A 20,703-nucleotide genomic window follows, 5' to 3' on the forward strand; every position below is an offset into this window, starting at 1 on the left:
TTTAAAATTCTCTTGCATGTATTAGGCTATCGGGGGTATAGTATTTTCTCATTGGACGAATGTCCAATCAAAACAAAATAATCACAAGGAGAATATCATGAACAGTGTCACCACCATGCAATTGGTGCGTGCCGGCATCAAGCTCTATCCGACCCACGGATATGAGGGCTTAACTGCTGAAGTCATCTCCAAGCACCTCAATATCTCCCCGCAAACATACGAATCCATGTTTCCTGATAAAGATGATTTCATCAAAATCATGTTGCAGGAATTCAATGCCTGTTCATTGGGTAGATTATCATTCGATTTTGCACCGCAAATGCCGCCAATCGAGCGATTGCGCCAAATCGTTTGGCGTTTGGCAGTCGCTTTGCGCTGCAATTTGGATTGGACGCATCGCATGCTGTTGGATAGCTACTTGGGTGTCAAAATCATCAGAAGAGCCTTGAAAATCCAAAATGAACTCATTGCTTTAGGATTGATGAAGCTGTTGCGTGAATGCTATCAAGATCAGGAAGTTTCCGAATTGGAATTGCAAAACCGCTATGAGTTTTTAAAAGGTGCGGTATTCCTGCCACTCATTATCACGCATCGTGATGAAAAAATGGGCGTATTGTCGGAAGACATCAGCAGCAATGTGCCCAACCTGATGACTGATACGCATATTCAGCAGCGGATCAATTGGGCGTTTAAAGTATTATTTAATGATTGAAGCCATAGGCCGTCTGAAGGTGCATGGTTTTCAGACGGCATATTTGGCTTCTTGCAAAAAAGCATGGATTTGAACCAAGCTCTATGCAAATCTTAAGAGTAAAAACACAATATCATATTAATGGATGATAAGTATTTTTATTCTAAAAATTTTCTTGATAGGGAAAAATTTTTTTATCATAATTGGACAACTGTCCAATGAAAAGGAAGATGCCATGTCTGAACAAAATGCACATGACAAATTCATTGCTGCCGGCAGCAAACTCTATCCCGAATTAGGCTATTACAAACTTTCTGTGCGCGTGTTGGCGGCCGAAGCAGGCTTGAGCTCGGGCATGTTTCATCATCTTTTTACCAATAAAGATGCCTTTATTCTCGAATTGCTCAATTATCATAATAACTACATTTCCGCCAATCTGGACATGGCGGCGCTCTCCGATAATCCCTTTGAAAAGTTGCGCACCATGGCGCAGGTTTTGGCCGAAGATATACGCAATAATTTGCAGTTGATTCACCGCATGTTTGCCGATAGCGCTAACGGCGTTGATGTCATTAATCATTTTATCCGCACCACTAGCGCCAAACGCATGGAATTATTCAGAAAAGTGTTGGAAGAATGCGGCAAGCTGGACAACAGCGTTCCGGCAACCGATGTACAACGCTTGGGCTATTTCAGCGCAGCCGTAAATGCACCGATGATCATTGGTTCACGCTTTGGGCAAATGGATTTGCTACCCGATACCATTAAAGATCAAGTGCCGGATATTCTCACCAATGAAGCCATTAGCGAACGCATCGACTGGTGTTTGAATGCCATGTTTCCCCATCACGCAAAATTTACCGATAAACAGGAAAAATCATGAAAAAAATCATCACGATTGCCGTGGTTGCGGCATTAGCTGCCGGCGGTTTTTACTATTGGCAGCAACAACAAAGCGGCAAATTGCCGGAAAATATTGCCCAATCCAACGGCCGTTTAGAATTAAACCGCATTGATGTCGCCAGTTTGTATGGCGGTCGTGTGGAAAAAATGAATGTGACCGAAGGCGACGATGTGAAAGCAGGCGATGTGTTAGCAGAATTATCGTCAGATACCAGCTCCAGCCGCTTGGCAGAAGCGCAGGCAGCAGCTCGCCGTCAGCAAGAAGCGGTCACGCGTGCGCAAGCGGCCAAAGCGCAAACCCAGCAATCGGTTGCCCGCGCGCAAGCCAATGTTGATTCCGCCCGCCAGCAGCAGCGCGTAGCGAAACTGGAATTGGACAACGCTCGCAAATTATTGGCTGATCAGTTGGTTTCGCGTTCAGAAGTGACCAAACGCCAAGCCGATTACGAACGTGCTGTTGCAGCAGTCAAAGCTGCCGAAGCAGCCCGCGATGAAGCGCAAGCCGTGGTAGCGCAAAGTGGTGCGCAGATTGCCGAAGCGCGTGCCGGTGTGGAACAAGCCGAAGCGCAAGTGAAATCTGCCACATCTGCCAATGACGATATGAACATCCGTGCCCCGATTAACGGTCGTGTGGAATACAAAATTGCCGAAGTCGGCAACGTGATTGCGGCAGGCAACAAAATCGTCAGCCTGTTGGATCCGACCGATGTGTCGATGAATATTTTCCTGCCGACCGACAGCATGAGCCGTCTGAAAGTCGGTGACGAAGCGCGCATCAAACTCGATGGCATCGAGGCCGTGTTTCCGGCCACTATCCAATTTATTGCCACCGATGCGCAATTCACCCCGAAATCAGTGGAAACCGAAAGCGAGCGCGCCAAGCTGATGTTTAAAGTGAAATTGCAAGTGCCGTCTGAAACCGCCACACGTTACAACCGCTTGTTAAAAGGCGGTTTGACCGGCAACGGCTTTGTGAAAACGCAAGAAGGCGAATGGCCGTCTGAATTGGCGGTGAAGCTGCCGCAATAAGCTTTCCATATTTTTAGACGGCCTTGAAGCAACACAGGCAGTCTGAACCACACGAGTGAAATCATCATGACAACAACCGCCGTTTCCCTTTCCGCTGTTTCCCACCGCTACGGCAAAGTGCAGGCGCTGGATAAGGTATCGCTTGAAATCGAGCGCGGCCAGACCGTGGGCTTAATCGGCCCCGATGGTGTGGGCAAATCGACTTTATTGTCGCTGATTGCCGGTGTGCGCGTGATTCAGGATGGCAGTGTGTCGGTGTTGGGTGGCGACATGGCCGACAAAGAGACGCGGCGGGAATTGTCGCACCGCATTGCCTATATGCCGCAAGGTTTGGGGCAGAACCTTTACCGCACCTTATCCGTATATGAAAACATCGATTTCCACGCGCGTTTATTCGGCTTGAAATCGCAGGAGCGGGAAGAACGGATTGCGCGTTTGGTAGCGGCAACGGGCTTGGATCCGTTTATCGACCGTGCGGCGGGCAAACTTTCCGGCGGCATGAAGCAGAAATTAAGCCTGTGTTGCGCCTTGGTGCATAATCCTGATTTGTTGATTTTGGACGAACCGACCACCGGTGTCGATCCCTTGTCACGCCGCCAATTCTGGACGCTGGTTAACGATTTGCGCCAAGAAAACCAGGGCATGACCGTGATTGTTGCCACTGCTTATGTAGAAGAAGCGCAGCAATTTGCGCAGCTTTTGGCGATGGACGATGGCAAACTGTTGGCCAACCAATCCACGCAATCGGTTTTAGAAGAGTATGACACCGAAGTGCTGGAAGAAGCTTATATCAAAATGTTGCCGGAAGAAAAGCAGACCGAAGGCATTTTGAATATCACACCGTTTACGCCCGATCCCGATTTGCCGCCGGCGATTGAAGCGCATGGCTTGACCAAGCGTTTTGGCAATTTTACCGCCGTTGATCAGGTCAGCTTTACCATTTCCCAAGGCGAGATTTTCGGCTTTTTGGGCAGCAACGGTTGTGGCAAATCCACCACCATGAAAATGCTCACCGGCTTGCTGGAAGCCACCGAAGGCACGGCTGAATTGTTGGGTAAACCGATTGATGCGGGCGGCACCGATGTGAAAATGCGCGTGGGTTATATGTCGCAAGCGTTTTCGCTGTATGAAGAGTTGAGCGTGCGCCAGAATTTGGATTTGCATGCCAAGCTTTATCAATTGGGCGACAAAGGCAAATCGGCGGTAGAGGATGCATTGCATCAATTTCAATTAGATGAAGTGGCCGATACTGCACCTTCATCGCTGCCTTTGGGTATTCGCCAGCGCCTGCAATTGGCTGCGGCATGTCTGCATCACCCCGAAGTGTTGATTTTGGACGAACCGACTTCAGGCGTTGACCCGGCTGCGCGCGATATGTTTTGGCGCCATCTGCTTAAGCTCTCGCGCGAAGACAAAATCACCATTTTCGTCTCCACACACTTTATGAACGAAGCCGAGCGCTGTGACCGCATTTCTTTTATGCACAAAGGTCGCGTGTTGGCCGTGGGCACGCCGGAAGAATTGACCCAAGCGCAAAATGCACCAGATTTGGAAGAAGCGTTTGTGCAGTATTTGATTGAAGCGGAAGGCGAAACAGAATCCGGTGAAAAAACAAGCGAGCCCAGCCAATCTGCGCCTGCTGTTTCAGACGGCCAGCCATCAACCGCATCACCACAGCCAACTTCTCCCAACCCGACAACCAACGGCGAAACCGCCGCACAACTGGCTGCCCGCGTGATTCAGGCCGACAGACAGCAAGATAGGCCGTCTGAAAACAAACAAGCCGAATCCGCTTCAGACGGCCTTGTTAGCTATTCTGTGCAAAATACGCCATCGCATGCAGAAAACAGCACACAGAATACGTTTAATCCAAACCAACAATCGGTTGTGCAAAATGATGACTTTGCTTCTACGGAATATATCTCGATGCCGTCTGAAAGCCAAGCAGCGGATAAGCAGCCGGTTGATATACGTTCAGACGGACTGAATACGCAAATGCCGTCTGAAAACACCAATCACAAGCGCGATACCGAATCATTGAAATATTGGCTGGCTACAGTGTTCACTTTCGCACGGCGCGAAACCAAAGAATTAATCCGCGACAAAATTCGCTTGGTATTTGCCGTGTTCGGGCCGGTGATTATGCTGGCGGCGATGGCATGGGGTGTGTCTTTTGACGTGCAAAACCTAAGATTTGCTGTGTACGACCGTGACCAAACCAGTGAAAGCCGTGAATTGGTGGAATATTTTTCCGGTTCGCGTTATTTCATCGAGCAGCCGCCTTTGCAAAACGAAGCTGACATTCAGGCGGCCTTACAAAGCTCGCAAGCGGTGATGGTGATGGATATTCCGCACGGCTTCGGGCGCGATGTAGCGCGTGGTTTGTCGCCGGAAGTGGCTTTTTATATCGATGGTGCCATGCCGTTTAATGCGTCGAATATTCAAGGCTATGCGGCCAGTTTGGTCGGTGCATATAGTCGCGCCAAAATTGAAGCACAAGGCTTACCGATTAATCTGAATCCGCCGGCGGTGGTGGAACCGCGCATGCTGTATAACCAAGATTTCAATAGCATCAATGCGATTGCGCCGGGTGTGGTGATGCTGGTTTTGATTATGGTGCCGGCGATGATGGCCGCGGTGGGCGTAGTGCGTGAAAAAGAGATTGGTTCGATTGCCAACTTTTATGCATCGCCCGCCAGTGTGTCGCAATATTTAATCGGCAAGCAGCTGCCTTATATCGCTGTCGGCCTGATTAACTTCGCTGCTTTGGCGCTGATGCTGGTGTTTTGGTTTGGCGTGCCATTGAAAGGCTCGTTGTCGGGCATATTAATCGGCACGGTATTGATTGTGACCGCGTCAACCGCCATGGGCTTGGTGATTTCCAGCTTTGTGCGCTCGCAATTGGCAGCGATTTTTGCAGCGGCGATCATCACGATTATCCCGACGGTCAATTATTCCGGCTTTCTGTATTCGCTTTCTGCGATGAGTGGAGCTTCGGTCATGTTCGGTAAAATCATGCCTGCATCTTGGTATCGCAATATTACCGTCGGTAGTTTTACCAAAGGCTTAAATACGGCCGATTACACCACTGAATATGCAGCAATTGCGGCCTTTGCGGCAGCGATGTTGATTTTGGCGTGTATGCTTCTGAAAAAACAGGAGAAATGATGAGAACCTTACGAAACATTGTCACGCTGATGTTTAAGGAATTTCGCAGCCTGTTGACCGATCCGGTATTGCTGGTATTGATTGGGTTTATGTTCACCGGCGAAATCATCAGCTCGGCGCAAATCAGCACCGATGTAAAAAATGCCACCGTCGGCATCATCGATCAAGACCGCTCAACCTTATCGCTGCGCATCCGTGATGCTATTTTGCCGCCGTATTTCCGCGCGCCAATAGATGTAAAACGTGAAGATGCCGATGAGCTGATGGATAAAAACAGTTTGATTTTTGTGTTGGAAATTCCTCCGAATTTTGAACGCGATGTTCAGGCTGGGCGCAGCCCGTCGGTTCAGCTTCTCACTGATGCGACCATGATGACGCAGGCCGGTTTGGGCTCGTCTTATCTGACCCAGATTATCAACCGCGAAATTCAGGAGTTTGTCGGCACGCCTTCGATGCCGGTGGTTTCACCGGTGATGAATATCCAGTTCAACCCCAATGGCGACAGCGTGTGGTTTCTGCCGATTATGCAGGAAGGCAATAATGCGGCTTTACTGATTCTGATTTTGGTCGGCGCGGCAGTGATTCGCGAGCGCGAACGCGGCACCATTGAGCATCTGTTGGTGATGCCGGTGAATAGTTTTGAATTGATGATGTCGAAGATTTTGGCCAACAGTTTGGTGATTCTGGTGGTGGAATTGCTGTCGGTATGGCTGATTGTGCATCACATGCTGGATGTGCCGATTAATGGTTCAATCGTGCTGTATGCGGCGGGCTTGTGGCTGTTTCTGTTCTGTGTGGCGTCGTTGGGCGTGATGCTCGCGACCGTTGCCCCGAGTATGGCGCAATTTGGCTTGCTGATTATTCCGATTCATATGGTCACGCTGCTGTTTTCCGGTTCGACTTCTGCACGCAGCAATATGCCTGAAGCGGCGCAAATGATTAGCGAATATTGGCCGCAAACGCAGTTTGCCAATTTTTCGCAAAACGTGGTGTTTCGCGGCGCGGGCTTGGATATTGTATGGCCGCAAATGCTCGCCTTAACGCTGCTGGGCTTGGCCTTTTTGGGTTACGCATTGCTGCGCTTTAGAAAAATGCTTGAGCAGCAGGGATAATGTTTTCAGACGGCCTGAAAGACAGAAAAAGGCCGTCTGAAAGAAAATCAAATTAACAGTCAAAACGAAAATCAGGCCGTCTGAAAAAAGGACAATCCATGAAATCCATTCAAATATCCGCTTTATGCGCCGCTGTATTGCTGGCCTTAACCGCTTGTCAAAGTACGCAGATTCCGCTTCATTCCGAAATTAGTGTGCCGCAATCGTTTAGCGAAAGCGAAGCGGCAAAAGGCAGCGAACAAATCGCCCAATGGTGGCAGCATTGGCAAGATCCGGTGTTGAGCCGCTTGATTGAGCAGGGCTTGGCGCAGGGCTATGATGTCAAAATTGCGGTTAGCCGTTTGAACGAAGCACGCGCCTCCAGTCGGGCTGCCATCGCTGATTTGGGGCCGCAAGTCGGTTTGAGCGGACAGGGCGGGATCGTGCGCGGCGAAGCCGATAATCCGCTCTCGGGCGTGGCCGCACAAATCCCGCAGGCAGGTGCATTGGGCAATGATAAGATGGATATTAAAGGCGACCAGTTGATGGGCGGTGTATCCGCTTCGTGGGAGCCGGATATTTTCGGCCAGAAACGCAGCGATGCCGATGCTGCCTATTATGCCGCTTTGGGGCAGCAAGAGCAGGTGTATGGCGCGCAAATGTTGGTGGCTGGTGATATTGCCGAAAATTATTTTAAAGCGAGCGCAGTACAAGGCCGCCTGAAAGTGGCGGATGCGAGCATTAACACGCTCAAACGCTTGCAGCAATATGTGCAGGGGCGTTTCAAAGCCGGCCATGTCAGCGGCTACGAAGTGAATGAAGTCGGCGTGCAGCTCACCGCCGCCGAAGCCAAACGCGCCACGCTGCAAGCCGAATATGATGCCTATGTGCGCAGCATTGCCGTGTTGACGGGGAATGTGCCGCAAAGCTTTGACTTGCCGCAATCAGGTGTAGACGTGTTAGCCAAGCAACCGGCCGCACCAAGCGGACAAACCCCGCAAGGCATGCTGGAGCGCCGCCCCGATTTACGCGCCTACACCGCGCAAGTGAATGCGTATGCGGCTAAGTTGGCCAGCGCCAAAGCCGATTTATTGCCGCGTTTCAGCATTAATTTCATGGGACAAGGTGCGCGCATTGGCATTGACGGCAGCGATGCCCTGAAAGGTTGGGCAAACTTGTTAAGCGTGGGCATTCAAATGCCGATTTTCACCAATGGCCGCATTAAAGCCAATATTGCCGCCGCCGATGCCCGCCTTCAGACGGCCTTGCTGCAATACGACCAGCAGCTTCTGACCGCATTAGGTGAAGTAGACAGCGCCTATCAAAGCGTGCAGGCCATGCAGCGGCAAACCGCGCTGATGCAAACCGCCCATCGCCAAGCTGAACAACATGCACAGGACACAGAAAAACTGTTCCGCAACGATTACAAAACCTTAGACCATGCCTTGCGCGCGCATTTGAACGAAAACCAAATGCAGGAAAACCTGATTCAGGCGCAGCTTGCCCGTGCGCAAATGCTGGTGTCGCTTTATAAGGCTTTAGGCGGTGGTTGGTCGGATAGCATAAATTCATCGGAATCTGGTATGTGATATAGATAAATAAAGGCTGTCTGAAACGGATTGGATCACGCCAATTGATTTTCAGACGGCCTTTTTGGCAGCGTGCCATGTTTGTCACATATTTTCAAGTTTACAAAATTTAACAAAATAAAAACCTGTTCAAAAAACGGACAAAAAATAAATTTGGCTGTTTGCAGGTAGTTATGCAACAAAATCAAAATTATCTGATTTGATAAGCCTCTAGCTATTTTTCTATTGAATGATGTATTCGGCTGTTTCCATGCCGAGGCTTGAATTTTCAGCATTATGGTTGTCAAGAGGGTAAAAATGTAAAAATCAGTAGAGCGTTTGAATCTTGTAAACAATCCAAAAAATTAAGGTTTGTCAAGACTAGCTTCGCTGCTTGAAATACATTATATTGTGTGCTTTGAGATTGTTCTCTACTGTATCTTGTGTTTTAGCTAGGACTTTGATAATGAATGCAACCCCTCACCTTCAAGTAACCAAGCGCGACGGCCGCTTGGAGCCGATTGATTTAGAAAAAATTCACCGTGTCGTCACTTGGGCAGCAGAGGGTTTGAATAATGTATCGGTGTCGCAAGTTGAGCTGAAATCGCATATTCAGTTTTACAACGGCATCCGCACCGATGATATTCACGAAACCATCATCAAGGCCGCTGCCGACCTGATTTCACAAGATTCGCCTGACTATCAATATCTGGCCGCACGTTTGGCCATTTTTCATCTGCGTAAAATCGCTTACGGCGAATTTGAACCGCCGCATCTGTTCGATCATGTGACCAAGCTCACCGAAGCGGGTAAATACGACCGCCATATCCTTGAAGACTACACGCGCGAGGAATTTGATGAACTGAATGCCTACATCGACCATTGCCGTGACATGAGCTTTTCATACGCTGCGGTGAAGCAGTTGGAAGGCAAATATTTGGTGCAAAACCGTGTGACCCGCCAAATCTATGAAACACCACAGTTTCTGTATATTTTGGTGGCGATGTGTCTGTTCAGCAAATATCCCAAAGCCACACGCTTGGATTATGTAAAGCGTTTCTACGATGCCGTTTCTACCTTTAAAGTATCGTTACCAACGCCGATTATGAGCGGTGTGCGCACGCCAACCCGCCAATTCTCAAGCTGCGTATTGATTGAATGCGACGACAGCTTGGATTCCATCAATGCCACCACCAGCGCGATTGTGAAATATGTATCACAACGCGCAGGCATCGGTATTAATGCCGGCCGCATTCGCGGTTTGGGCAGCGGAATCCGTGGCGGTGAAGCGCAACATACCGGCTGTATTCCGTTTTTCAAAATGTTCCAAGCGGCAGTGAAATCCTGCTCGCAAGGCGGTGTGCGCGGTGGTGCGGCTACTTTGTTCTATCCGATGTGGCACATTGAGGTTGAAAACCTGCTGGTGTTGAAAAACAACCGCGGCGTAGAAGAAAACCGCGTGCGCCATTTGGATTACGGCGTGCAAATCAATAAATTGATGTACACCCGCCTAATTAAAGGCGGTAGCATTACCTTGTTCTCGCCAAACGAAGTGCCGGGCTTGTATGACGCATTTTTTGCTGATCAGAGTGAGTTTGAGCGTTTGTATACCCAATACGAGCAAGATCCGAATATCCGCAAACGCAGCGTACCGGCCACTGATTTGTTTTCATCATTGATGCAAGAGCGCGCAGGTACAGGCCGCATCTACATTCAAAACGTCGATCACTGCAACACCCACAGCCCGTTTGATCCAAGCGTGGCACCGGTGCGCCAGTCTAACTTGTGCTTGGAAATTGCCTTACCGACCAAACCATTAGACAACATCAGCGATGAAAACGGCGAAATCGCCTTGTGTACCTTGTCTGCTTTCAACTTAGGTGCATTGAACGATTTGGACGAATTCGAAGAAATGGCCGATTTGACCGTGCGTGCCTTGGATGCCTTGCTGGATTACCAGGACTATCCGGTGAAAGCTGCTTATCACGCGACCATGAACCGTCGCACTTTGGGCATCGGCGTGATTAACTACGCGTATTACTTGGCCAAAAACGGAGTGAAATACAGCGACGATTCTGCCATCGGCCTGACCCACCGCACCTTTGAAGCGATGCAATATTACTTGCTGAAAGCATCGGTGAATCTGGCCAAAGAATATGGCGCTTGCCCATTGTTTAATGAAACCGTTTATTCACAAGGCAAACTGCCGATTGACACCTACAAAAAAGATTTGGACGCCATCTGCCAAGAGCCGCTGCATTACGATTGGGAAGGCTTGCGCGCCGATATCGTCAAATACGGTTTGCGTAACTCAACCCTGACTGCCCTGATGCCGTCTGAAACCAGCTCGCAAATCGCCAATGCCACCAACGGCATCGAGCCACCGCGCGGTTTGGTGACGGTAAAAGCATCGAAAGACGGCATCTTGAAGCAAGTCGTACCGGAATTTGAAAACCTGAAAAATGCCTACGAAACCCTGTGGCAAATGCCGAGCAATGACGGCTATCTGAAATTGGTGGGCGTGATGCAGAAATTTGTCGACCAAGCAATTTCAGCGAATACCAGCTACGACCCGGGCAAATTCGAAGGCGGCAAAGTTTCCATGAAACAAATGCTGAAAGACCTGCTCACCGCCTACAAATATGGCGTGAAAACCCTGTATTACCACAACACGCGTGATGGTGCGGATGATACGCAGGCGGATTTGCAGGATGACGGCTGCGTGGGCGGGGCTTGTAAGATTTGAGTATTGAGCTTGTTTAATGCTTGAAATAAAGCTTTAATTTACAAAGTGGCATCATATACGCTATCATATTTTATGAAACTTGTTTTAGACACCAACATTCTTGTCGCTGCCTGCATGGGGTCGTATGCGGCCAACCGCTTGTTAGCTGCTTGTTTGGAAGGTCGGTATATTCCTGTTGTGGGCGCAGCATTGTTGGCCGAATATGAAGATGTGGTTAACCGAAACGACGTATTTAAAGGCTGCCGTCTGAATCAAGATGAGCGTAATGAATTATTGGATGCTTTGTTGAGTGTGAGTGAGTGGACGCAAATCTATTATCTTTGGAGGCCTAATTTGCAGGATGAAGCGGATAACCATGTTTTGGAATTGGCTGTTGCGGCACAAGCGGATTATTTGATCACACGCAATCTGAAAGATTTTGGCCGCGCTGAATTGATGTTTCCTCATATTCAAATCTGTACCCCCGAAACTTTTTTGGAGAGAAACCTATGAGTGCTTTGACCGTTCGTTTTTCCGATGAAAAACACAGCCGCTTGAAACTCTTGGCTGCCGCGCGTGGTGTCAGTGTGAATAAATTGTTAGATGAGGCCACAACGGTGATGTTGGCTGAATTTGATGCTGAAACCCGTTTTAAAACACGAGCAGCGCGGGGTGATACCCAGCGTGGTTTGCAATTACTGGATAAGGCATTATCCAAGTAACGCCCGCAAAATTACTTTTCAGACGGCCTATTTTATAGGCCGTCTGAAAATCTAAAATTTTCAATATTCTGAATTCTAAGAGCTTATTATGTCTTGCGACCATTTAACCATGTCATACAGTACATTCACCAAAACACCGAACGATGCGTTAAAAGAGCCAATGTTTTTCGGCCAATCGGTGAACGTAGCGCGTTACGACCAGCAAAAATACGAAATTTTTGAAAAACTGATTGAAAAACAATTGTCTTTCTTTTGGCGTCCGGAAGAAATCGACGTGTCGCGCGACCGTATCGACTATTCCAATCTGCCGGAACACGAAAAACACATTTTCATCAGTAATTTGAAATACCAAACGCTACTGGATTCGATTCAAGGCCGCAGCCCGAATGTGGCGCTGTTGCCGTTGGTGTCGATTCCGGAGTTGGAAACGTGGATTGAAACATGGTCGTTTTCAGAAACCATCCACTCGCGCAGCTACACCCACATCATCCGCAATATCGTCAATGATCCGTCGGTTGTGTTTGATGATATCGTGCAAAATGAATACATCATCGCGCGTGCGGAAGACATTGCCTGCTATTATGATGAATTGATTGAATACACCCAGTATTACAATCTGTTCGGCGAAGGCACGCACAATGTTAAAGGCGAAATGGTTGAAGTTTCGTTGCGCGAGTTGAAGAAAAAGCTGTATTTGTGTTTGATGTGCGTGAACGTATTGGAAGCGATTCGTTTCTATGTCTCGTTTGCCTGCTCGTTTGCCTTTGCCGAGCGTGAATTGATGGAAGGCAACGCCAAGATCATCAAGCTGATTGCGCGTGATGAAGCTTTGCACTTAACCAGTACGCAACACATGCTGAACCTGATGCGTGCCGGTGTCGATGATCCGGAGATGGCGGAAATTGCTGCCGAGCTGGAAAACGATTGCTTTGAATTGTTCAAAAAAGCGGCCGAACAAGAAAAAGAATGGGCGGCGTATCTGTTTAAAGATGGTTCGATGATTGGCTTGAACAAAGAAATTTTGGGTCAATACGTCGAATACATCACCAATCTGCGTATGCAGGCGGTGGGTTTGAAGCCGGCATTTGACGGCGCGAGCCAAAACCCGATTCCGTGGATTAACGCGTGGCTGTCGTCCGACAATGTGCAGGTCGCACCGCAGGAAGTGGAAATTTCTTCTTACTTGATTGGCCAAATTGACTCGGAAGTTAACGCTGACGATTTGGGCGATTTCGAGCTGTAACACTTCACTTACAAAAGGCCGTCGGATTGAGTATTTTCTTTCAGACGGCCTTTTATCAAACTATGGCCATTATTAGCACACACGATAAAATTTTTGAGCTGCAAAACGGCGAAACCTTGCTGGAGGGGCTGGAGCGCACCGGCCACGAGGTCGAATACCAATGCCGCAGCGGCTATTGCGGTTCATGCCGCCTGAAACTCATCAGCGGCAAGGTCGGCTATGATGATTTTCCTCTGGCCTTTATCACACCCGGCGAAATCCTTCCGTGTTGCTGTCGGGTCACGGAAGACATCACGCTCGATTGCCACAACAAAATCCGCGAGCCTGATTTGTTTGATGTGGATTTGTTTGACAAGGAATCAAGATAAAGCGGTGGTGTGTGTTTTTTGAAAAGCCAGCATCATGCTCAATGTTTAGATTGGCTCGCAATCGGACAAATTAATTTTTAGGCATTTTTTAGTATTGCCTAAGCTGTCAACCCAAATAGATGTTGAATAGCTAGTTTGTTCTTTAGGTTGCGCTGAAATTCGGTAGGCCCGACTATCCTGTTGATACATTTCTACATGAAATTCATATTTTTCGGTGATTGTTTGATCAATGCCATAGTGGTGAATATGCTCCAGTTCGGTAGGGATATCAAGCAATGGATTCTGAGCCAGTTTGATTTTAAGCTGAGTATGAATATTCATTAATGCAGTATGTGCCTTTGCCAGATAAGCTTGTTCTGTATAGCGGTGATAAAAAGGCAGAGCAAGAGTGAACATGAAGCCAAGCACTATAATGGCAATCATTAACTCAATTAAAGTAAATCCTTGATTGTTTCTCATATTATCCATCTGTAACATATGATTGAAGGATGACGACGGTGTTGTTGTTCTTACCCCATGCTTTAGCTGTCACGCGATAAATCATATTGCCATGGTCAAGATTGGTTCCGATATATTCAATAATATATCGGGGCCTTTTACTGACATGTTCAGCACGAATGTCTTTTACTTCATAACCATTGATATCTATATACAATTGCTTGTCTTGAGTTCTTTCCCATGCATGGCCGGCTGCACTTTCTATTTCAACGATATGACTGTTTTCTACCGGTACAACGGCTTCAGGAGTTGCGCAGAGTCCTTTCGTTTCTTTGGTGCCTATTGTGCCTATTGTGCCAGTACAGTTAGCCCCAAAAGTAACTTTTTTGCCGTTAAATTCTAAAATCTTGTGCTCACCTTTTCGTAAGGCAGCTTCAGCTAAACTGAATGCCAGTTTCCTGTCAGCTTCATTGGTGCTGATTCGTTGTTCAGTGTTATAAGATTGAGCTGCTGTCACAATCAAAAGAGCAATAATGACCATCATTATTAATGTAATAAATAGTGTAAAGCCTTGCTGGGAAGGGCGAGCAGAGGAATAATCTAAATGGCATGATTTGAACATGTATTGCCTCCTCTTACCGAAGCTTCAATATGATAAACAGCGGTATGATCAATGTTTAACTGAATTTGGATTAGAGCAGGTGTGGTTCCATTGTTTAAAGTTGCATCGGCAGAGTTGCTGGTTCTTAAGTTGCTTTCACGCGTAAAAGTTTCGCGATTGGCAGCGGAAGCTGTCGGATTGGTACAGTGCTCAGAGTGATCTATGTAGAGATAATTCATGCTGATTGATTGAATATCTCCTACTAAAAGCTGCGGCTCTCCCCAGCTGCCGGTTTCATGGTCAAGTTGAAATCGATACAGACCTGTCTGGTCGTTAAAAGAACCGACGGCATAAGCAGAAACAACATGTTGAAGCGTTGAAATCGTGCCATTTTTATCATTTCCCGTAATTTTTAAAGCTGATTTTGCTGTAGCTGAATCCCTAATACTGCTATTTTTCGCAATACTAGAACAGCTGCTGGCGAGATTGGCTTTGTCTCCGAGTGCATCTATACCGTATTGGAAGATTAATCCAGCACCCGTTTGAGAGAAGCCTGAGTAGCCAATTTTATCTTCTGAAAGAGGAATCATTTTATTATTAATAATGTTGTTGCCTAGAGAAAAAGGGGCAGCAGAATCGTCGCTTATGACAGAGCTGGCCGGATAGTCAGCCATATTGAAACAGCCGAAGCTGCCGGCCATTTGTGCATCGCGACTCAGTAAAGTCGCGGTACTGCGTAAATCTTGTTGAATGTTTAAACGGGAAGAGGCCGCATGATGTAGGTGTCGGCCGGCAAAATAAGTGGATGAAACCGCCATCAAAACGATCATACTTAATGCGCTGGCGACTAAAAACTCAATCAGAGTGAAACCTTTTATGTCAGGTAGATGCGTAAATGTAGGGCGCATATTATTCCGTAACCCGTGACTGGTGGGTATAAATAATAAAATTTTCTGAACTTTTTAGATCATTATGGTTTTGCTCCTCTTCGGCATCCATTAGCCATAGTACTTTAACTGTAACATCGCCCAGACCACTGCATTGTGCATCGAATGAGCCTTTGTAAGTAGGCTCGTTACCGGAATGGTCTTGGCAAATGGCAAAGTGGACCCGGGCATCAGGGAGTGCTGTTGATAATGCATCTGAAAAAGTGGTAATTTGTGCAGCAGCCAGTTCGTATTTGGTCATGGATTCATTATTTTTATAGGTACCTTTAACATCTTTATCATTGCTAGTGAAATAATGATCATAAGACTTAAGTATGCGCCTTGTTTCGATATCTGAATGATCCGTTTCTACCGAAAGCATAGGGTTGATCAGCATACCTTCAATCAGATTTTGTGTTATTTGAGAAACCATTGTTTGTGTTTCGCTTTCACGAACACTTAAAACGGCACGCAATTGTACAGAAAGTAAAGCAAGTATACCGATAGTCAGCACAAAGATAGAAATTAACACTTCAACCAAAGTCAAACCCTGCTGAAGCTTTTTCAGATTACTCTGTTGCTTGTGAGGATTGGATAGTATCTTGGTATTCATCATGTTTATTTTTCAGAATATTGGCAGATGTTTCTTGAATCAGACCGGCCACAAATCTCGACGCGTCCGTTGCCATCAATAAAAAGCACGCTGAACCGCGCCTTTTTATCATCGTCACGTTTTGCATGGGCATCGGTTAAGATAATCTGAGTGTAACCGCTAGGCGTGGGAAAACCATCGGTAGCAGATGGTAATTTATTCCAACGTACAAAATGGCCGTTAGGCAGAAAAGTCCAATGGGTGACATCATCTGCAGTTTTGCTGCCGTTAAAAGAGTAGGTGTAATAGCTATGGTTTACCCGATCGTTGTCTTTGCTGTTTAAGACGATTGCGCGTAGTTGAATATCATTGGCGCGTTCATATTGATTGTTTTTATCAGTATCGGCAAAGGCCATTAAGCCTTGGTTACCGTAATTGGCATTACAGCTGCCATTAGATTTGCCGTCTTTTTTAATTTGAACCGGACAAACATAAACTGGAAGGTTCAGACGAACTGCCTCGCTGCGGGCAAAGCGCAGAAGGCTGGCAATTTGTTCGGCATTGCCGGCTATATGGCGCGATGTAATCCATTGGCTCATATTGGGTAGGGCAATTATAGCCACCGTTGCGATAATCCCAATGACAACCAACAGTTCGATAAGTGTAACCCCTTTTTGTTTGTTATGCATGAGCGGTGGTAGTTTGGTCCGGTAAGCATGCAGCAAATCAATTGTGTTATAAGAATATTGCCTCATAAAATATAAAACGCCAGATTAAGGAAGATTTTTAGTCTTCCATTAGTGCAGATTCGGGAACGTAGGCGGCATTGTCAAACTTGGTGAATTGCCCCATCCAAGTCAGGTGGACTTTGCCTGTCGGGCCGTTACGGTGTTTGCCGATGATGCATTCTGCCAAGCCTTTAAGCGGCGATTCAGGATTGTAGTATTCATCGCGATACATAAACATAATCAAGTCGGCATCCTGCTCAATGGCGCCGGATTCGCGCAAGTCGGACATCATCGGGCGTTTGTCGGTGCGCTGCTCGACGGTACGGCTCAGCTGCGACAGCGCGATCACGGGTACTTGCAATTCTTTGGCCAAGGCTTTGAGTGAGCGGGAAATTTCGCCCAATTCAGACGCGCGGTTGTCGGAACGGCCGGAGCCGGACATCAATTGAAGGTAGTCAATCACAATCAAGCCCAGTTTACCGTTGAACTGGCGTGCTAAGCGGCGGGCGCGGGCGCGTAACTCGAGCGCGGTCAAACCCGGTGTTTCGTCGATATACATCGGTGCATTGGTGAGCTTAATCACGGCTTCGTTGAAATTGAGCCAGTGCTGGTCTTGCAAGTTGCCGGTTTTCAAAACCTGCTGATCGACGCGGCCGACGGAGCTTAATACACGCATCACCAGTTGTGCGGCGCCCATTTCCATCGAGAACACGGCAACGGGTAATTGTGCTTCAACGGCAACGTGTTCGGCAATGTTGATGGAAAATGCGGTTTTACCCATAGATGGGCGGCCGGCGACGATAATTAAATCGCCCGGTTGCAGGCCGGAGGTTTTTTTGTCCAAATCGATAAAGCCGGTGGATACGCCGGTGACTTCTTCGGGGTTTTCACGCGAATAGAGCATGTCGATTTTGGCGACCACTTCATCCAACACATCGGGCATGCTTAAAAAGCCTTGTTTGGATTTGGCGGTGCTCTCGGCGATTTGGAACACTTTGTTTTCGGCTTCATCGAGCAATTGTCCGGCATCACGACCTTGCGGATTGTAGGCGCTGCGGGCGATTTCGGTGCCGACTTCGGCTAATTGGCGCATGATGGAGCGCTCGCGCACGATTTCGGCGTAGCGGCGGATATTGGCGGCAGAAGGGGTGTTTTGCGCGAGGGTAATCAGATAATTGAAACCGCCTGCGGATTCGAGTTCGTCATTGCGCTCTAAGGCTTCCTGCACGGTAATGACGTCGGCCGGACGGCTTTCGTTGACCAGCATGGCGATGGCACGGAAAATCAGGCGGTGCTCGTGGCGGTAGAAGTCTTCACCGGTAACGACATCTGCGATTCTATCCCATGCCGCATTTTCCAAAAGCAGGCCGCCCAAAACCGATTGCTCGGCTTCCATCGAATGCGGCGGCAAGGCCAAAGCCGTGACTTCACGGTCTTCAGACGGCATGTCAAGATAATCGTTCATGGCGTTTCATCCCCAAAAAATGCTTTGAATAAGAGACTGCTATTATATCGTAGTATAAGTTTAATTGGTTTTTTAAAGCCGAGACGGGTAGAATAAGGGACGTTACCTTTTCAAGGGTAATGCACACGACCAAAAGATAATTCATATATCAATAAATAGGAGTATCAACATGGAACACAAACTGCCTGAATTGCCATACGCTTTGGACGCTCTGGAGCCACATCTGTCTAAAGAAACGCTGGAATACCACTACGGCAAACACCATCAAACCTACATTACCAATCTGAACAACCAAATCAAAGGCACTGAATTTGAAGAAATACCTTTGGAAGAAATCGTGAAAAAATCTTCAGGCGGCGTGTTTAACAACGCAGCCCAAACTTGGAACCACACTTTCTACTGGCTGGGCTTCACGCCTAAAGGCCAACAAAAACCTGCCGGCGAATTGGCTGCGGCTATTGATGCCAAATGGGGCAGCTTTGAAGCATTCCAAGAAGCATTCAACGCTTGCGCGGCCGGTACGTTTGGTTCAGGCTGGGCTTGGTTGGTGAAAACCCCTGCCGGTGAGTTGGATTTGGTATCGACTTCTAACGCAGCGACTCCGTTGACCACTGAAAACACCCCATTGCTGACTTGCGACGTGTGGGAACATGCTTACTACATCGACTACCGCAACAGCCGTCCTAACTACCTGAAAGGTTTCTGGGAAATCGTGAATTGGGATGAAGTGGCGAAACGCTTTGCTGCTTAATAGAAGATTTATCTTTAAAACAAGCCTAATTTTCCAAATTAAATAGAAAGAGTTTGGAGTATTATTCAGTCATCGGAATCTGTGTTGTACATACACAGATTCCGATTTTTATATTTATGCCGTCTGAAACAAATAGTGCGTCCGCTATCATCAATAAAATAATTTCAAGCAGTCCTTCAATACCCGTTAAAGTCTAAAATCCTAATTATTTGGGTTTGACGCTTCATCATCCAATGTCTTCAGCCAGGCCAGTTTTTCGCTAATTTTGATTTCCAAGCCGCGCGGCACGGGTTGGTAAAATTCAGGCTCGTCCAAACCGTCGGGCATATAGGTTTCACCGGCGGCATAGGCGTGCGGTTCGTTGTGGGCGTAGCGGTATTCACGGCCGTAGCCCAATTCTTTCATCAGTTTGGTCGGTGCATTGCGTAAATGCACGGGCACTTCATCGCTGGCATGGTCGCGCACAAATGCGCGCATTTGGTTGTAGGCGTTGTAGCCGGCATTCGATTTTGCCGCCGAAGCTAAATACAACACGGCTTGTGCCAAGGCCAATTCGCCTTCGGGGCTGCCGAGTCGCTCAAACGTGGTGGCGGCATCGTTGGCAATCTGAAAGGCGCGCGGGTCGGCTAGACCGATGTCTTCCCAAGCCATGCGAACGATGCGTCGAGCCAAGTAGCGCGGGTCGGCACCGCCATCGAGCATGCGGCAGAACCAATACAATGCGGCATTGGGGTGGGAGCCGCGCACGGATTTGTGTAGCGCGGAAATCTGGTTGTAGAAACTTTCGCCGCCTTTATCAAAACGGCGGATTTGCGCGCCCAAGCTTTCTGCCAGAAATGCGGCATCTAAGGTTTTCAGACGGCGTGTAGCGGCAGCTCGGAGCAGTTGTTCCAATAAATTGAGCATGCGCCGCGCATCGCCGTCGGCCGTGTTCACCAATAATTCGCGTGCTTCCGCATCGATTTCAAAATCTTGATATTCGGGCAGGGTTAGCACTTTTTCAATCAATTGCTGCAAATCTTGCGCCGATAATGATTGCAACACATACACTTGCGCGCGGCTGAGTAAGGCGGGATTGACTTCAAACGATGGGTTTTCCGTGGTCGCGCCGATAAAGGTCAATAAACCGCTTTCCACATGCGGCAAAAAAGCGTCTTGCTGCGCTTTGTTGAAACGGTGCACTTCATCGACAAACAAAATCGTCGCCCGACCTTGCTGCAAGGCAATTTCGGCTTTTTCGATGGCTTCGCGAATGTCTTTCACACCGGAAAATACTGCCGATACGGGCAGAAACTGCGCATTGAAACTTTGTGCGAGAATGCGTGCCAGCGTAGTTTTGCCCACACCAGGCGGCCCCCACAGCAGCATGGAATGCGGTTTGCTACCTTCTACCGCCACGCGCAGCGGTTTGCCTTCGCCGATTAAGTGCTGCTGACCGATGACTTCATCTAAAGAATACGGGCGCAGGCGTTCGGCGAGCGGAGCGTCGGGTTGGCGGGTAAATAAATCATTCATGGCAGATTCCGTTTCAGACGGTATTGTGGTTTTCTTGCCGGATATTATAGCGCAAGCGTTCGCATGATTCAGAGCCTTGCTGTATAATATGCCGGAAATTTAAACCGTGGCGCTGGTTAAGCAGCGAGCGGTCAAAGTAGGGCGATTGAGGCGGGATAGTCGCGCCCATTATTATTTTG

General features: G+C 48.0%; 19 protein-coding genes. 12 read left to right on the forward strand and 7 right to left on the reverse strand.

What is annotated here, in order from left to right; translation table 11 throughout:
• Positions 1-97 precede the first annotated feature (97 nt).
• The 11 genes from ACM67B_RS04780 to yfaE all read left to right on the forward strand — a co-directional run bounded on the left by ACM67B_RS04780 (position 98) and on the right by yfaE (position 13,508).
• The gene (locus ACM67B_RS04780; protein WP_416190371.1) at positions 98-712 is read left to right on the forward strand and encodes a TetR/AcrR family transcriptional regulator; all 615 of its coding nucleotides are present in this window, start codon (positions 98-100) and stop codon (positions 710-712) included.
• A gap of 214 nt (positions 713-926) precedes the next feature.
• Positions 927-1,574, forward strand: coding sequence for a TetR/AcrR family transcriptional regulator (locus ACM67B_RS04785; RefSeq protein ID WP_416190372.1), 648 nt, complete (start codon positions 927-929; stop codon positions 1,572-1,574).
• Positions 1,571-2,623 (forward strand): HlyD family secretion protein, encoded by a 1,053-nt coding sequence (locus ACM67B_RS04790; RefSeq protein ID WP_416190373.1) that lies wholly within the window; start codon positions 1,571-1,573, stop codon positions 2,621-2,623. Before ACM67B_RS04785 ends, ACM67B_RS04790 begins: the two co-directional genes overlap by 4 nt.
• A gap of 66 nt (positions 2,624-2,689) precedes the next feature.
• Positions 2,690-5,791, forward strand: coding sequence for an ATP-binding cassette domain-containing protein (locus ACM67B_RS04795; protein WP_416190374.1), 3,102 nt, complete (start codon positions 2,690-2,692; stop codon positions 5,789-5,791).
• Positions 5,791-6,903, forward strand: a complete 1,113-nt coding sequence (locus tag ACM67B_RS04800) for an ABC transporter permease (RefSeq protein ID WP_416190519.1) — start codon at positions 5,791-5,793, stop codon at positions 6,901-6,903. The genes ACM67B_RS04795 and ACM67B_RS04800 overlap by 1 nt, the downstream gene beginning before the upstream one ends.
• A 98-nt stretch (positions 6,904-7,001) precedes the next feature.
• Positions 7,002-8,471 carry an efflux transporter outer membrane subunit gene (locus ACM67B_RS04805; protein ID WP_416190375.1) on the forward strand — a complete coding sequence of 490 codons (1,470 nt, stop codon included), beginning with the start codon at positions 7,002-7,004 and terminating at the stop codon, positions 8,469-8,471.
• 445 nt (positions 8,472-8,916) lie between these two features.
• Positions 8,917-11,196, forward strand: coding sequence for a class 1a ribonucleoside-diphosphate reductase subunit alpha (gene nrdA / locus ACM67B_RS04810; protein ID WP_416190376.1), 2,280 nt, complete (start codon positions 8,917-8,919; stop codon positions 11,194-11,196).
• Between the two features lie 72 nt (positions 11,197-11,268).
• The gene (locus tag ACM67B_RS04815) at positions 11,269-11,688 is read left to right on the forward strand and encodes a putative toxin-antitoxin system toxin component, PIN family (RefSeq protein WP_416190377.1); all 420 of its coding nucleotides are present in this window, start codon (positions 11,269-11,271) and stop codon (positions 11,686-11,688) included.
• Complete coding sequence (locus tag ACM67B_RS04820; protein ID WP_416190378.1) at positions 11,685-11,897, forward strand: toxin-antitoxin system HicB family antitoxin; 213 nt, start codon at positions 11,685-11,687, stop codon at positions 11,895-11,897. The genes ACM67B_RS04815 and ACM67B_RS04820 overlap by 4 nt, the downstream gene beginning before the upstream one ends.
• Before the next feature lie 109 nt (positions 11,898-12,006).
• Entirely contained in the window at positions 12,007-13,140 is a 1,134-nt protein-coding gene (gene nrdB, locus ACM67B_RS04825) for a class Ia ribonucleoside-diphosphate reductase subunit beta (protein WP_416190379.1), read from the forward strand.
• Positions 13,141-13,202: 62 nt separating this feature from the next.
• Complete coding sequence (gene yfaE / locus ACM67B_RS04830) at positions 13,203-13,508, forward strand: class I ribonucleotide reductase maintenance protein YfaE (protein WP_416190380.1); 306 nt, start codon at positions 13,203-13,205, stop codon at positions 13,506-13,508.
• 45 nt (positions 13,509-13,553) lie between these two features.
• Here the strand turns inward: yfaE and ACM67B_RS04835 are convergent, their stop codons facing one another.
• From ACM67B_RS04835 to dnaB, 6 genes are all read right to left on the reverse strand, one after another.
• Positions 13,554-13,967 (reverse strand): type IV pilin protein, encoded by a 414-nt coding sequence (locus ACM67B_RS04835; protein ID WP_416190381.1) that lies wholly within the window; start codon positions 13,965-13,967, stop codon positions 13,554-13,556.
• Position 13,968: 1 nt separating this feature from the next.
• Entirely contained in the window at positions 13,969-14,568 is a 600-nt protein-coding gene (locus ACM67B_RS04840; protein WP_416190382.1) for a PilX N-terminal domain-containing pilus assembly protein, read from the reverse strand.
• The gene (locus ACM67B_RS04845; RefSeq protein ID WP_416190383.1) at positions 14,547-15,455 is read right to left on the reverse strand and encodes a PilW family protein; all 909 of its coding nucleotides are present in this window, start codon (positions 15,453-15,455) and stop codon (positions 14,547-14,549) included. Before ACM67B_RS04845 ends, ACM67B_RS04840 begins: the two co-directional genes overlap by 22 nt.
• Position 15,456: 1 nt before the next feature.
• Positions 15,457-16,089: a type IV pilus modification protein PilV gene (gene pilV, locus ACM67B_RS04850; protein ID WP_416190384.1), complete on the reverse strand. Its 633-nt coding sequence runs from the start codon at positions 16,087-16,089 to the stop codon at positions 15,457-15,459.
• A 2-nt stretch (positions 16,090-16,091) separates the two neighbouring features.
• Entirely contained in the window at positions 16,092-16,754 is a 663-nt protein-coding gene (locus ACM67B_RS04855) for a GspH/FimT family pseudopilin (RefSeq protein ID WP_416190385.1), read from the reverse strand.
• 97 nt (positions 16,755-16,851) lie between these two features.
• A complete protein-coding gene (dnaB, locus tag ACM67B_RS04860) occupies positions 16,852-18,258 on the reverse strand; it encodes a replicative DNA helicase (protein WP_416190386.1) in 1,407 nt (468 codons plus the stop codon).
• A gap of 169 nt (positions 18,259-18,427) precedes the next feature.
• Here dnaB and ACM67B_RS04865 point away from each other — a divergent pair, with 169 nt between their 5' ends.
• Entirely contained in the window at positions 18,428-19,009 is a 582-nt protein-coding gene (locus ACM67B_RS04865; protein WP_416190387.1) for a superoxide dismutase, read from the forward strand.
• Between the two features lie 201 nt (positions 19,010-19,210).
• Here the strand turns inward: ACM67B_RS04865 and ACM67B_RS04870 are convergent, their stop codons facing one another.
• On the reverse strand, positions 19,211-20,524 hold the full coding sequence (locus tag ACM67B_RS04870; protein WP_416190388.1) for a replication-associated recombination protein A: 1,314 nt from the start codon (positions 20,522-20,524) through the stop codon (positions 19,211-19,213).
• Positions 20,525-20,703 lie beyond the last annotated feature (179 nt).

Origin of the sequence: Neisseria sp. CCUG17229, from assembly GCF_047839235.1 — a bacterium.
GTDB lineage: Bacteria > Pseudomonadota > Gammaproteobacteria > Burkholderiales > Neisseriaceae > Neisseria > Neisseria brasiliensis.

Excerpts from the sequence above, each read along its gene's own strand:
- ACM67B_RS04780 (WP_416190371.1), top strand. The coding sequence starts at position 98 with ATGAACAGTGTCACCACCATGCAATTGGTGCGTGCCGGCATCAAGCTC.
- ACM67B_RS04785 (WP_416190372.1), top strand. The coding sequence starts at position 927 with ATGTCTGAACAAAATGCACATGACAAATTCATTGCTGCCGGCAGCAAA.
- ACM67B_RS04790 (WP_416190373.1), top strand. The coding sequence starts at position 1,571 with ATGAAAAAAATCATCACGATTGCCGTGGTTGCGGCATTAGCTGCCGGC.
- ACM67B_RS04795 (WP_416190374.1), top strand. The coding sequence starts at position 2,690 with ATGACAACAACCGCCGTTTCCCTTTCCGCTGTTTCCCACCGCTACGGC.
- ACM67B_RS04800 (WP_416190519.1), top strand. The coding sequence starts at position 5,791 with ATGAGAACCTTACGAAACATTGTCACGCTGATGTTTAAGGAATTTCGC.
- ACM67B_RS04805 (WP_416190375.1), top strand. The coding sequence starts at position 7,002 with ATGAAATCCATTCAAATATCCGCTTTATGCGCCGCTGTATTGCTGGCC.
- nrdA (WP_416190376.1), top strand. The coding sequence starts at position 8,917 with ATGAATGCAACCCCTCACCTTCAAGTAACCAAGCGCGACGGCCGCTTG.
- ACM67B_RS04815 (WP_416190377.1), top strand. The coding sequence starts at position 11,269 with ATGAAACTTGTTTTAGACACCAACATTCTTGTCGCTGCCTGCATGGGG.
- ACM67B_RS04820 (WP_416190378.1), top strand. The coding sequence starts at position 11,685 with ATGAGTGCTTTGACCGTTCGTTTTTCCGATGAAAAACACAGCCGCTTG.
- nrdB (WP_416190379.1), top strand. The coding sequence starts at position 12,007 with ATGTCATACAGTACATTCACCAAAACACCGAACGATGCGTTAAAAGAG.
- yfaE (WP_416190380.1), top strand. The coding sequence starts at position 13,203 with ATGGCCATTATTAGCACACACGATAAAATTTTTGAGCTGCAAAACGGC.
- ACM67B_RS04835 (WP_416190381.1), bottom strand. The coding sequence starts at position 13,967 with ATGAGAAACAATCAAGGATTTACTTTAATTGAGTTAATGATTGCCATT.
- ACM67B_RS04840 (WP_416190382.1), bottom strand. The coding sequence starts at position 14,568 with ATGTTCAAATCATGCCATTTAGATTATTCCTCTGCTCGCCCTTCCCAG.
- ACM67B_RS04845 (WP_416190383.1), bottom strand. The coding sequence starts at position 15,455 with ATGCGCCCTACATTTACGCATCTACCTGACATAAAAGGTTTCACTCTG.
- pilV (WP_416190384.1), bottom strand. The coding sequence starts at position 16,089 with ATGATGAATACCAAGATACTATCCAATCCTCACAAGCAACAGAGTAAT.
- ACM67B_RS04855 (WP_416190385.1), bottom strand. The coding sequence starts at position 16,754 with ATGCATAACAAACAAAAAGGGGTTACACTTATCGAACTGTTGGTTGTC.
- dnaB (WP_416190386.1), bottom strand. The coding sequence starts at position 18,258 with ATGAACGATTATCTTGACATGCCGTCTGAAGACCGTGAAGTCACGGCT.
- ACM67B_RS04865 (WP_416190387.1), top strand. The coding sequence starts at position 18,428 with ATGGAACACAAACTGCCTGAATTGCCATACGCTTTGGACGCTCTGGAG.
- ACM67B_RS04870 (WP_416190388.1), bottom strand. The coding sequence starts at position 20,524 with ATGAATGATTTATTTACCCGCCAACCCGACGCTCCGCTCGCCGAACGC.